This window comes from Streptomyces lothianensis, assembly GCF_047779955.1.
Lineage (GTDB): Bacteria > Actinomycetota > Actinomycetes > Streptomycetales > Streptomycetaceae > Streptomyces.
Genome location: NZ_JBLMKT010000072.1, coordinates 205,142 through 218,411, shown reverse-complemented (window position 1 = coordinate 218,411; position 13,270 = coordinate 205,142). Strand labels below are relative to the sequence as shown.

Below are 13,270 nucleotides of genomic sequence, written 5' to 3'. Positions count from 1 at the left end.
GATCCTTGACAAGGTCGCCGCCTACTGCCGACGAATCTCTGACTCAGGTCACTAGCTACCCGGCCATCCACAGGTTTTGACAATTACTCACCGGAGGGTGTCGGGATGTAAGGCTTCCGCCACTACTTCGCCTCGAACGCCCTCGGAAACGGGATCCCCATCACCGACGTCGCGGAATGGATGGGCCACACGTCCATCGAGGAGACGTACTGCACCTACCGGCACCTGATGCCGGGCAGCATCACCAAAGCCGTCCGGATCCTGGACGCCGCCCTCTGGGAAGCAGCCTGACCGGCGCTGGAGCAATGGAAGGCTTGCCGTCTGCTGGTGGCGCAGCAACTGCACCGCACTTGAGCAGCGGAGGAGGTGGGCGTTGAGGTTTTCGAAATGCGACGGCCGCAAACGGTCCGGATCTTGGCGGTGGGTGAAGCATGGCGGCGCTGGGTTCATGAGCACGCACCCGGAGGAGCCTGCTGGTTCGCCAGCGAGGCTCCTTCTTCGTCCTTCAGCGGCTCACTCGGGTGCAGCTGAAGCATGGAGCTTCTTCGGTGCTTACGCTCCCGGGTGGGGGGGGGACTGCGGCGATGGCGTCATGCGGTCGGGCGGCAGCGGAGGACGCGAGTGCGGGAGCCGCTGGGGATGCCGGACGGCCGCCCTGCGCTCAGACTCGTCTGACGAGCTACGCGCGGGACGGTGCGGTTCGGGTGATCAGGCTGCCTTGGGCTGGGAGTCGGCGAGGTCGTTCAGGACCGCGTTGACCACGGGCCAGCACATGTCCAGGGTGTCGCGGTCCGGGGCGTGAGCCTCCCGGATCTCGGCGCGCGGATGTACGAAGTTGCGGTACTTGCGCAACTCGTGGCAGAAGCGCTCGACGTCGGCCCCGATCCAGCCGGCTTCGTGACAGGTCTTGATCAGGATATCCAGGCTCACCCTGTCCGGGGATGTAGGGCCGAGCAGAGAGGCGTTGCGTTCCTGAACGACATGGACGAGAACGCCTTCAAGAAGGCTGCCGAGCATGATGATGGCGGCCACATGGGCGCCGTTGGCGTAGCAGGTGCGGGCCTCGTCCAAGCGGTGCTGGAGGAGGCCGGCCATGTTCTGGTCCGTGATGAGGTCGGTCATGGTGGCTCTGAGTTCGACTGGGCCCTGGCTGCCCGGATGGGCGAGAGAGGGGTCGCAGGCGACGAGGCGGGGGCGGCCGCCAGGGTTCTCCAGGCGCACGCCCTCATGGATGAGGAAGGCGTTGACGGCGGAGATGGTGGTGGGGAGCTGTTCGGGCTCATCGAGGTACTCGCGCGGGTCGGCGAGCCGGAGCAGGACCCTCTCCAGCTCGGTGGGGTCCTCGCGGCGCTCGGCGAGCCGTGCGAGGGTCCACTCCCTGCGGTACTCGCCGTCGTACTCCGGCACGCGCTCCCAGCCGGCGTGTTCCAGGAACCGGGCGATCTCGTAGCCCTTGCGGTAGTAGAGGTGTTCGTCGCCGCAGATGACACGGGCCAGTTCCTCCAGGGTGTTGGCGTCCAGGATGCCGAGAGGGGAGTGCGGGGTCATGCCGAGCCTTCCGTGATGTCTTCGGGTTCCTCGTCCTCGGCCGGTTGCAGGACAGCGAGGGGATCTGCTGCGTCGGTGGTGTCCGCGGCTTGCGCCGTGTCCTCGGTCAGGTCCTCGTCGGAGGAGAGGTCGAGCGGGGTCCACCGCACAGCGGAGGGCGCGGTGGATGGGGTGGGGGAGTGGGCGTCGTCGAAGGTGGCCGGATGGATGCCCAGCCGGTTCAGCTCCGCCCACAGCCCGGTCAACGACTCGTCGGGGTCGAAGCGGAACTCGCTCTCTCGGATACGCCAGAACGTCCAGCCCACCCGCTGGAGTTCACGGTCGCGCCGTTGGTCGCGCCGGATCTGCTCGGGCGTGGAGTGGAATCGGTCGCCGTCGCACTCCACCGCCAGACGGCTGCGAGCACCCACCACCACGAGGTCGATGCGCCTGTTCCCAGCGGGGAATTGCGGGACGACGTGGTAGCCGCGTGCCTTCAGGCGCAGGTAGACCTGCTGCTCGAAGAGGGACTCGAACGGATCCTGCGCGATGTCCGCCGAGACATCGCCGATCTGGTCGGCGCTCGCCAGCATGGCGGGCGGGTTCTCCATGTAAGCGATGAGATTGAACCGGAGGTCTTCCTTCTTCAGGCGGTCGGGCGGAATCGAGTAGAACAGCCGCATCTGGTCCTGAGCCCGGGAAGCGGCGACGTTGTACGCCTGCCGTTCGCTGCGTGCACCGCCCGCGATCCGCGGCGGGTTCGTCGCCACCATCGACAGCAGGATGACGTGTCGCTCGTCTCCTTGGAACGAGGCGGGATTGCCCACCCGGATCTGGTGGCGCTCGCGTACCGGCGCCGGAACCCGCTCGTTGATCAGCTGTTCCAGGAGCTTCACCTGCCCGACCGGTCCCTGCAGGGCAATGACCCCCATGGTCTTGTCCTGGTAGGCGGGATCCTCGATGAGCCGGGCCAGGCAGTCGGCGACGGCCTCGGCTTCCTTGGGGTTGCGTAGGCGGCTGTCGCGGCCCTGGGTGACGGCTCCCTCGACGAAGTGCGTCACGAGCGGGTCGAGGCGCTCACCGCCGAACTGCCGAAGCGGCTGCAGCTTGTCGTTGTAGAAGGTCCGGGAGGACCAGCCGATGATCTCGGGCATGCAGCGGAAGTGCTCTTCCAGCCGGATCACCTTCGGGAAGAACGTGGACAGCAGCTGGTAGAGGTTGGTGGCAGGGGTGTAGAGCTGGCGCAGCATGGGCGGCATGTCCGGCAGATGAGAGAGGAGCCGGTCCTGGATCGCCTGGAGCCGACCCATGCCGCTGACCGGAGGCGCGCACTGCTTGTCGTCGCCGACGACAATCACGCGTGGAGCGAGCCACAGCAGGAACAGCGCGTCCATGCCGGCCTGGCTGGCTTCATCGACGATGACGACGTCAAATGCGTCGCGCTTGGGCGACACCATCTCCGCCACCTGAGAGATGGGCATCACCCATGCGGGCACAGCTCCCTGCGCCGTCCGCATGGCGTCGTGCGCTGCGGCACGGTAGCGGCCCGCGTTGCGGCCCTTGCCCTTGCCGTACGAAGCCATGTGATTGCGGTATGCCTGCAGCGCCGAACGCTGCTCCTGCGTCATGCGCTCCAGGCAGTGCAACCTTCCCCATGTGGCTGCGAGTTCACCCGTTAGTGCCTCCAGGCGGCGTTCGCACTCGGCTAGCTCGCCCTCCAACTGACCCTCTCGCCCAGGAGTGCGTTGGCGCTTCACGAATGCGGAGGCCGTCGCCCAGGCCCATGCCTCGGCCAGGGAGTCCAGCCGCTTCTCCCAGACCGGATCGTCGGGATCCTTCGTCAGCTGGTCCGCGAGCAGAGGGTGCGCCCGGCGCACGCTGTCCAGGAGCATGGTGCACCGGCGTCGGCGGTGCTCGCGCCGATGCGCCTCCCGCAACGCGTCAAGTTCCTTGGAATAGCGTTCGGTGTCCTGTTCCCGGATGGCGTGTGCTGCGGCCAGCGCTTCGGGGGCGGGACGCGAGCCCTCCGACGGTGTACGCAGCTGCTCTTCCCACGTGGCCAGTCGGATCAATGCCTCGTCCGCGGCCCGCCGGTCCGACAGCGCCGCCAGTGCATCGGCGAAGTCCTGCCAGGCCATGCGTGAGGTGAGATCGATGTGCAGGCCGTGGTGGACGAGGACGTCGTCGATGCGCTCGCGGGCGGCACCGAAGGCGTCGACCTGCCTCAGGCGCGTGTACGCCTCCGTCAAGGAGGCCAGTCGGAGTTCCAGGGGACCGTTGGAGAGGGGGGCACCTGCCTGCGCCCACCGGCGCGCGATCGCGTCCACGGTGGAGAGGGCTCGCAAGTGTGCGAGTAGGGCGTCGAGTTCGTCCGGTGTGTCGGGCGAATGACCGTCGACAGAGCAGACATCCAGGAGGTCCTGGGCGTCCTTTTGCGCCTTCGAGGCCAGGAGGCTGCCGCGCTTGCGTAGCCTGCCGCCCCTGGCGAGATGGGCTCGCAGGGCGGCGCCGGCAGTGCTGAACGCGTCGGCCTGCTGCCCCGTGAGCGCCTCGGGCAGGAGCACACGCCGTGTGACGACGGCTTCCAGCTGTTGTGACACCTCGGTGAGCTGGTCGTTGAGGGTGTACACCTGGCGCCACATGGCGAAGTTTTCGCGTGACAGACGGGCGGTCAGGGCTTTCGTCGTCCACTTGACGGGGTCCCAGTGTCTGGCGTTTGGCGGCAGGCCGAGGTGGTGCAGGGCCGTACGGCAGTTGCTCGCGAGTGAGACCAGTTCGTCGGTGACGGAGGTGTCGAGTCGCGCGAGACTGTCGCGGATGCCGACCGCCTCGAGAGACAGGCCGTCGTCGGTGATGCGTCCCGCCTCAATAGCCTGACTCAGGTCCTCGGGGGAGGGGAGGGTGTCGGGATCCGGCAGGGTGCCTCCGGCCCGGGGTTCCGCGGCGTCCTCGCGCAGCAGGCTCAGGAGTTCGGCCGCCTGGGCGGGTGACAGCGGAGGGGAGGAGGGTGTCGGTCCGTCGTCCGGGACCAGGCCGATCCAGGAGTGGTGCTCGGCGTTGTCGCGGACGCGCTGCACGATCGCGGCAAGGACGCCGCCGTACCCGGGGGCGATCTCCCGGTGCCGGTACACCTCTGCCTCCCGCAGTGAGATCACCTCCTCGGTGAGCGTGGCAATCCGTTCACGTACCTCCTCGCGCTGTGCGGCAAGCTGACGGATCTCGTCCCGCAGCTGCTCCGGGTCGCTGGCGGCGACATGGTCGGTCAGGGCGTTGATCGTCCGCTCCAGTTCGTCCGCCCCGTCCTGGCGGGCGGAGCTGAGTAGGAGGACGCACAGGTCGCGTACGGCAGGATGGAGTTTGTCCCGCAGGACGGTCAGGGCCTGGTCGCGGGCGCTGGTCACCAGGACCCTCTGCCCCTGGGCCAGCAATGCCGAGACAAGGTTGGCGATGGTGTGCGTCTTGCCGGTGCCTGGCGGGCCCTGCACGACCACGCCGGTGTCGTGTTCCAGGCGCCGCAGCACACTGCGCTGGCGTTCGTTGGTCTTGCCCGGGAAGAGCGGGTCGTCCCCGAACAGGGGCGGGATCTCTCGCCCGTCCCAGTTCGCACGAGCCTCGGCGTCCAGGGGCAGTACCAGCTGCGCCAGTGCCAGTGGCGCGTGCGCCTCCGACGCCACGCTGTCGGCGATCCGCTCGTAGAAATTCAGCAGGGCGTTTCGGTCCCGGGGACGCAGCACCAACGCCGGGGCGTACGTGAGGCGTGCCCCCGGCTCCGGCTCGCGGGGAGGCTGCCACTCGGCGCTGAACGTCACGGGACGCTGCAGCACGCGTTCCTGCCATTGGGCCAGGTGTTCCAAGGTTTCCGAGCCGAGGAGGTGTAGAGACTGGGCTGCGATCCTCTCGGCGAGCGCGGCCGACCGCTCGGGGGCCCAGCCGTCGTCGGTGTCGAGGAACGCCTGGTCCTCCAGCCGTACCGCCCCTTCGGCCGTCAGCCGGACAGTGAGCTGGGCGGTTTTGCGGTCCACCGAAGTTTCCACCCGGTGGGTGAGGATGTGGCGATGGACGGTGTCACCGCGTGGGTCACTCCATGTCAACAGGCCTGTGACGAGCACGAGTTCGAGCTGGTCGTCCTGCTGGGTCAGTTTCTGGTGCCAGTGGTACACCTGCTCGTACAGCTCCCGCAGGGCCCGCTCGGCGCGCTCCCGCTCGGCCCAGCGTCGCCACCGCGCCAGCCACGGTCCGTAGGCCCGCAACACCTCGGCCGCGTCTTCACGGCGGACGCTGTGGTCGTCGGTCTCCTCCCGCCATTGGCGACCGTCCTCGGCCCGCACCAACTCCTTCCCCGGTCCCTCGCTCGCGAGCGGCGGATCCTCACCGTCCGCGTCCCGGCACAGTTCAGGGGACACCCACCCGTCCAGCACTTCCGGCAGCGGCGGCGGGGCGGCCTGGGGCACGTGGTCGAGGGTGAGCAGGATGCCGTCGGGCCGGTCGACGGGGCGTCGCACGGAGGCCGGCAGACTGGCGAGCCACAAACGCTCCCGCGAACGCCGGTCGTCCCGTAGACGCTGGTGGCTGCTTTGGACGACCTCTCGCAAGAAGCCGATCAGTCCGGTGGTCTGCCCGATGACATCAGGGCTGTTCGCGGCGTGTCGTGGCACTTTCACCTGTCTCCCCTCAGCTGGTGACGAACGTTCCAGAATCGGGTGGCTGAGGAGGCACGACAATGCGGTCCGGGAGAATGGCGTGATCCACACGCTGTATAGGCTGGATTGACGCACTGTAGTTGGACGGTGAGGGGTTCGCTTCTGAGGGGCCCGTGTAGAGAGTGGGGTCGTTGCGTAGCGGTTCAGGTCCTTGCACCGCCCTCCTTTAGGGCCCTTCTCGGGTTGTCGTCCGAGCACGCGTTGTAGAGAGCTGAGCTTGCAGGGGGGAGCCGCGCAGCGCCCGGCGGCACTGCGCGGCCAATGTCGGTGGCAACGTCTGGAGTGCGGCACATGTCTGCTTCGTCAACTGAGCTCAAGGCTGAGGAGCCCCTGGCGCCGGTGTACCCCTTCCATGCGCCAGGGGAGCCGATCACCCTCTACGACGGACCCATTGGACCGGCCGGGGCTGAGGTGCCCGGGGTTGTCCAGTACGACTGCTCCCCGAAGCCCGGGATCTCTTGGCGGTTGCGTACCGAAGACTATGACCCCACCTCTATGGACAGGACTGAGCTGAGTCTGCTCAACCTCGGCATCGAACTGCCGGTGTTCGCCAGAGACGCTGTGAGCGGCTGGTCCAACGGCACTTCCTACGGAGACCCCACCGCCCCGCTCGACCGTGTTGTTGCCCACTGGTTCAATCTGCCCCGATGGCGTGGATCAGCCCACCTCGAGGCTCATGCTGCTGATGGGACGCCGCGACTGGTGTCGGCCGGACGCAGTGTGTATGAGGCGGACGGGTGGAGGATCACGCTCGACGTCCGCTCCGATCACAAGGCCGTCTTCTCTGATGTGCGCCAGGCGGACGTCTACGTCATGACTCACGTGATGGACATCCGTCGGTTGGACGGAGCCACGTTCACGGCCGCCGAGGTCACCCCGGTTCTCAGTGCGCTGCACATCGGACTGTCCTTCGCGCTCGGCCGGTGGGTCGCCCCCGCCCTGCCCGTCGGCCTGAACGACCAGGAGCATACGGTGTGGGGCCAGTGGGGCCCGATGCTCTGCGACCCGGCACGCCGCATCAGCTCCGGCTGGTGGTACCCCGAAGACCAGAAGTCCTTGGCAGATCTGCTGGCCTGCCTCCTGCCCACCTTCCGCGATCCCGGCAAGGGGCAGGCGCTTCGCCTGCAGATGCAGTACGCGATCACTGCCATAGTCGATCGAGGGTTCGTCGAGCAGCGGATCATGAGCGGAGCTGCCGGACTGGAGCATGTGATGTGGCAGGAACTCGTGCTCAGCGGGCGGCTCACGGAAGCCGAGTACACATCCCGCGCACGGCCGGCTCATGACAAACTGCGTATGGTCCTGACGGAGTCCGGGGTCGATCTGAGGGTGCGCGCAGACCGTCTGCCGGCAGCCGCTGCCTATGCGGCCAGACAGCGGGTAGACGGCACTCGGCCGGCGGACGGCGCCGACGTCGTCACCCGAGTCCGTAACCGTCTCGTGCATCCCAAGGAGACACAAGAGCCCGTCTACGGGGTCAAAGGACTGGTCACCGACACCTGGCTCCTGACCCGCCACTACCTCGCGCTGCTGGTGCTCCGCTCGATCGGCTACCGAGGCTCCTACCAGGACCTCTCCAGGACCAACGGGTGGGTAGGTGAAACCGAGCCCGTCCCATGGGCGTGCGGTCGAGCAAGTCTTCAGGAGCCGACAGCGCTCTTTCCGGGCTTGGAGGCCCCTGCGGTCGTACGAGGTGCTGGGCGACATCGTTGCGGCTGATGTCCTGCGAAGTCGCAGCCTCGCGGATCGTGCGCTACTGCATCCTCTATTGATGACGGCGGTGTCCGAGTCCCGATTCGGTGACCGGAGGCCGACTGTGGCCTCCAGCCATGCCAACCTTTGGCACCGGGATGAAGCCGCGAACTTGAAGGTGCCCCGTGTGGGAGATAGGGGCGGATCAGCACCTCGCCGGAACGTGCTCCCTGGCGCCGGAGCCGGTCCTGGGCGACACAAGGCCGGCTGCCCCCGCCCCCGGGGGCCCCGCGCCGGGATCATTCCTCCATACGCTGCAGGTCGGCCGCCCGGTGGTCACCCGCGGACGCCAACCCGTCGACGAGGCGTCGCCACCGTGCGATCTGGTCCGGTGTCATGGCATCACGTGAGTGAAGCGTCCGGAGCCAGTCGGGGAGGTACCAGCACCTGTTCGCGGCGATGCGATGGTTGCCGTCGATCAGTCGCTCCGCCAGGCGGAGTCCCGCATCCCTCTGCCATGTGAGCGGGGCGCACTTGCCGAGTTGTGCGAGTGCATCGAGGGCCTTCGGTTCCTGACGGGCGAGTACTGTCAAGCGGTCCAGGAGGCTGGTGAGGATGTCGGGATGGAGCCAGTCCTGCCGGGCGCGAGCCAGGGTCGCGTCGATGTCGGTGTCACTTATGTCGATTTCGGGCGCGGGCAGGAGCGACCCCAGCGCGAGGCCGTCCCAGTGATGGCTGGTGCGTAGCCCGGTGCCGTCGCCGATGGCGTCGAGGGCGGCCTCCATGACGACGGGCCAGACGGCAGGGAGGGACGGGCGCAGGCCGTCGTCGTAGGTGAAGAGTACGGCGAGGTCGCGGAGGAACTGGTGCAGGGCGCGGCTGTTAGCGGCGAAGTGCTGTGCGTGTGCTTTGAGCGGCTCGGTGTTGCCACTGACCGCTAGGTCGACAATGACGCGCGCGCTTCGCTTGCTGTGCCGGTTCTCGTACCCCTCCTTGGCCCAGTGGTCGGTGGCGCGGGCGTGGGCGGCGAGCAGGGTTTCGGTGAGCCTGTTCGCCCGATCCGCCACACAACTGTCGCTGAGGGATGCCGCGCCGGCGGCCACGAGCGGGGGGATCAGCGAGATCAGGTACAGCTGTTCCGCATCGACCTCGGGCAGCGTTCGCTCGTAGGGGCCGTCGAGCCGGGGACGCTCCCGTGTGCCGGTCTTCGGGTCCCAGTCGCCCAGTCGACAGTCCCGCAGTCCCGCCTCCACGGCGTCTAGCGCCACCTGGTGGCGGCACGGGCCCGGCTGTCGGTCGGTGTCGCATGGCGCGGCCCAGACGTATTCGAGAGCCCGGGCGAACGCCATGCGCACCTCGTCGAAGTGGTTCGTGCTGCAGCGGGTCAAGACGTCGATGATCGCCTGCCGGTCGAGGACGGCGTCGTCGGAGGTCACCGCTAGGAGCGCCGCCAGGCCGGTCGCCGCGGACCGGTCGGCCCCCATCGAGTAGTAGGAGGAGGCGTACCCGGTCCGGCTCGGTTCGGTGATCGCCTCGACCAGGACGGTCGTCGCCCATCGCAGGTCGTCGACCGGAACCCGGAGCCGTCCGCGAGCCTGTGCGACGGCAGCGGTGGCGGCGACGGCGGCGATCGGGTCAAGCCGGTCGAGAGGAAGACCGGGTGTGTCGTCGCCCAAGGACCGCGCCTCGGCTATGTCGGCCAGAAGCGTGTCGGGAGGGGCGTTGCGACCGTCGGATCCGGCGTAGGTGTTCTGCAGGCGCAGGGCTCGGCCGGCCCGGTCGAGCATCTCGGTGTCGGGCCGCATGCGAGTCGCCAGTGGCTCGGGATGCTGGTACTGCACGGTCAAGTTGCCGGATCCGGCGGTTTCCAGGCGGAAGTTTTCCGGCCTGAACGTCGCTGCCCACACCTGCACCGAGGCGAGGAAGTGGTCGGCCTCCGAGTCGTCCTGGGAGTCGGCGACCATTTCCTCCGCGCGGCGGACGAGTTCCTCTCCGGTGGCCGCGAGCTCGTCCACCCTGCCGTGGTCCCCCGAGAGGACCGCGCGCATAGTGAGTTCGGCGGCGACATCGCGCGGGCTGCTTCGGCGACGGGACCGCCCCACGAGATCGGTCTCGTCCGGGCCTTGTACGTGCAGCACTCCTTCACCGGCGACTCGCACGAACTCTAGCTGCCACACGTTCGGATCCCGCATCCAGGGGATCAGCAGATCGCCGGCCTGTTCCAGATGGCGCACCAGGAACCCGACAGCCAGACCGGGCATGGCCAAGTTGTTGCAGTCGCGCAACAAAAGCTCCACCACCTGGGCGGGAGAGATGCCGACGACGGCCACGAGTTGGTCCGCGAGGCGCTCGACCGCGAGCAGCGCACTCACGCACGGGTACGGGCCGATCGACCCTCCCCGATACCAGGCCCAGACGTGTTCATCCCCGACGCAGTGCCGAACTCCCACCCCCGGCAGATCCAGTTCTGCTCCGGTCGGCTCGTCAGCGGGTGCTTGGACATCGTCGCCGTGCACCCCGACCCGGACGGCCGCAGCGTGGTCGAGCATCCGGTTGATCAGGGCCAGTGCAGGGAGGGTGTGCGCCTTCAGGAGCGGCCAGAAGGGCCCCCGATACCACCCCGCCATCTGTTCGGTGATGCTTCCGCGGGCGCGGTGATGTCGGATGCCGTCGTCGAACGGGTACGAGTGGGACCAGCCGTATCTGTCCTCCTCAGGGTCGTGCTGTTCGATGTAGTAGGACTCGGCCAGGGCCAGCAGCAGATCCGGCTGATGCCTGGCCATCTCCGTCGCGGCCCAGAAGCTCTCCACGGCGGGCTCGAGACGCGCACCGTCGTCGTCGGCGATTCCCCTGAGGAACGCCTCGGCGCGCCTGTCGAGGTCGGTGCCGAGCATCGCCAGGGCTTCCACTGCGAATTCGTCCGAGTGCTCCGGATCGGATGCGAGCACGCGGTCCCGCAGCGCTTGCCGGATCGGAACTGGCTCGCTTGTCTCGGCCTGCACTAGTCCACACAGCCACGCCAGCACCAGTTCGCGGACTCTGCGGCCCACGTCGTGGGCGGTCCGTGAGTCGCTGCCGGAGCCGGTCTCGTGTGGCTGGCAGAAGGCCAGTTCGACCAGGGGCGCGAGTATCAGCGGGTCGCCGACGCCATGGGGCGCGTAACGCTGCATGGCCAGCCGGATTACCGTGCGCAAGCCGGCTTGCTGGTCCATCTGCAGCGCGGGCCATACACGGCCGAGTACCTTTCCGGCTGCACCGAGGGTGAGCACTGCCTCCCACGGCACGTCCGACCACCGCTCGCCGTGGTCGGACGCGATCCCGTCGAAGACGGTGCGCAGGTGGGCGAGCGACCGTTCGACGTCATCGGCGCCCAGTAGATGGGCCTGGCACGCGATGCGTGCGGCACGCAGCGCCCAGCGCGGCGCGTCGGCGGTTGAGAGGAGACCGAAGCCGTCCGTGACGAGCAGCCGCACCACCGCCATGTCTCGCACGAGATCGCTGGCGAACCGATCAGACGGGCTCCAGGCGCTGGTCGCGCCGAGCGGCGCCAGCAGACCGTCGGAGCGAAGGGAGGGCAAGGCGGCCGGGTCCGGTGGCACGGCGGTTTCGCGGGGAAGTAGTTGGCGTCTGGCCAGTGCCTGGAGAGACTGGTCGCGAGCGTCGGGGGAGGGGCCTCCCGCCGTCATCATCTCTCCGCGGCGTACAAGGTTGCGCCAGACGGAGGCGAACAGGTCGGCCTCCGACGCCGCTCCCTGAGGGGCCGCCACGCCCGGGCCCGCGCGCAACAGCATGTCCACCAGACCAGGTCTGCCCAGCAACCACCGCGTCCGCTCGTCACCAGCCCACTGCCGCAGCTGCGGAAAGACCTCGACGAGCCGCGTGGTCTCGGCTGGAGTCAGCCGGGGGACCTCGTGCTCGCGGACGACATCCTCGACGATTCCGCCGTCCTGCGCCACGCTCTCCGCAGCCTGAACGAGCACGTCACGTGCGGCTCCCGAACCGTCGGCACGGGTGACCGCCACCACGCCGAGTCCGGCGGCCATGGCCGCCCGCGCGAGGTCCGAGAGCAGCTGGGCACGTCCTTCCAGCACCGACTCCGCGCCGTCGACGACCAGTAGACGCCCCTTACCCACCGCAGAGGCACCCAGCACCGCGGCAAGGCGGGCGCCGAGCAGCGCCTCGAATTCCGCAAGCGTTGCGGGGATCTCCCGCAGGTTCAGCACGGTGACCGCGACTCCGTCGGCTCGCAGCCGCCCAGCGGTACGCAGGGCCAAAGCCGACTTGCCGGCGTCGGGCTCCCCGTGGACGACCAGCGCGGTCGCCCGCGAGGCGACCGCCCTCGCTTCGGCGGCCAGAGCATTTCCGGCTTCGGCGCGCTCCAACTCGAGGTTCTCGCCGGCACCGGTCAACCGGAACCGGACGAGGTTCTCGGCCGTGTCCGACAGGGCGTCGAGGGCACGCCACGCCGGGGCGTAGGACGGGGAGCGGTCAACGACCGCAGCCCCAGAGAGCTGCCTCCGGAGCATGCTCTCGGTGACGGTGGCCGCTGTCGGGGCGTAACTCCGAGACAGTCTCCCTAGAGCTTCGAACAGGGTGGCGGAACCCTCCACAGAGGCATCGGGGACGACACTCCGCAGGCGGGCCACAGCCGCCGTACGGTCGGACTCGTCGGCCCCCTCCAGCCTCAGCTGCCACAACCAGAGCACGTGCAGGAATCGCCAGGTCAGCTCGGCGGCAGGCCTTTCAGTACTCACCTTCGGACTGCTGGCTGCCTGAGCGATCAACGCGTCCAGATGGCCCAGCCGCCTGCGAATCGCTTCAGTCGTGCGTCCCGGCTGCTTCGCTACCGCGCGGAACGACTCCTCGTCGGGCTGCCCCCGTGCGATCACGGCCAGCTCATGCACCTGCCGTACGGCAGGACTGGTGCTGGCCACAGCGAGCGCCAGCCGCCAATGCCCCGCGCCGGCCTCGGCCCAGTGATCCGTGACGATCCGCAGGTAGGACACGAGCAGGTCCGCCGTGGAGTCGTCGCTGGTCGTGAATGCCGGGGCCCGGCGCACACCGATCGACAGCCGCCGCTGTGCTCCGTCGGCCGTGTCCCCAACGACGATCAGGTCGTCCACGGGGCTGAAACTGCTGTCCTGGAAGCGTACGGACACCGGCGTCACGTCGTCACCCAGTGCCGGTACGGGATCGCCGAGGAGGAGGTGCGCCAGCAGGACGGCACCGAAGTCGTGCTCCAAGACCGTGCCACCGCCGCCGGTCGCGTACGGGCTGGCCACCTGCTCTGCTGCGTCGCGCCCCACCATCTCCGCATCATAGGACGCGCCACCGGCCGTACAGGCGGGCAC

4 protein-coding genes and 1 pseudogene are annotated in these 13,270 nt (G+C 68.5%); 2 read left to right on the top strand and 3 right to left on the bottom strand.

The genetic code is table 11. The features are described 5' to 3' along the window. Window positions 1-114: 114 nt before the first annotated feature. A pseudogene (locus ACLF6P_RS25595) lies at window positions 115-291 on the top strand (tyrosine-type recombinase/integrase); the annotation flags it as partial. A 417-nt stretch (window positions 292-708) separates the two neighbouring features. On the opposite strand, the gene ACLF6P_RS25590 reads toward ACLF6P_RS25595, so the two are convergent. Next, entirely contained in the window at window positions 709-1,548 is an 840-nt protein-coding gene (locus tag ACLF6P_RS25590; protein WP_415953301.1) for a hypothetical protein, read from the bottom strand. Further along, on the bottom strand, window positions 1,545-6,188 hold the full coding sequence (locus ACLF6P_RS25585; RefSeq protein ID WP_415953299.1) for an AAA domain-containing protein: 4,644 nt from the start codon (window positions 6,186-6,188) through the stop codon (window positions 1,545-1,547). Before ACLF6P_RS25585 ends, ACLF6P_RS25590 begins: the two co-directional genes overlap by 4 nt. A gap of 534 nt (window positions 6,189-6,722) precedes the next feature. Here ACLF6P_RS25585 and ACLF6P_RS25580 point away from each other — a divergent pair. After that, window positions 6,723-7,946 carry a hypothetical protein gene (locus ACLF6P_RS25580; protein ID WP_415953298.1) on the top strand — a complete coding sequence of 408 codons (1,224 nt, stop codon included), beginning with the start codon at window positions 6,723-6,725 and terminating at the stop codon, window positions 7,944-7,946. A 272-nt stretch (window positions 7,947-8,218) separates the two neighbouring features. On the opposite strand, the gene ACLF6P_RS25575 is transcribed toward ACLF6P_RS25580, so the two are convergent. Beyond that, complete coding sequence (locus ACLF6P_RS25575; RefSeq protein ID WP_415953296.1) at window positions 8,219-13,228, bottom strand: hypothetical protein; 5,010 nt, start codon at window positions 13,226-13,228, stop codon at window positions 8,219-8,221. Window positions 13,229-13,270 lie beyond the last annotated feature (42 nt).

Excerpts from the sequence above, each read along its gene's own strand:
- ACLF6P_RS25575 (WP_415953296.1), bottom strand. The coding sequence starts at position 13,228 with ATGGTGGGGCGCGACGCAGCAGAGCAGGTGGCCAGCCCGTACGCGACC.
- ACLF6P_RS25580 (WP_415953298.1), top strand. The coding sequence starts at position 6,723 with ATGGACAGGACTGAGCTGAGTCTGCTCAACCTCGGCATCGAACTGCCG.
- ACLF6P_RS25590 (WP_415953301.1), bottom strand. The coding sequence starts at position 1,548 with ATGACCCCGCACTCCCCTCTCGGCATCCTGGACGCCAACACCCTGGAG.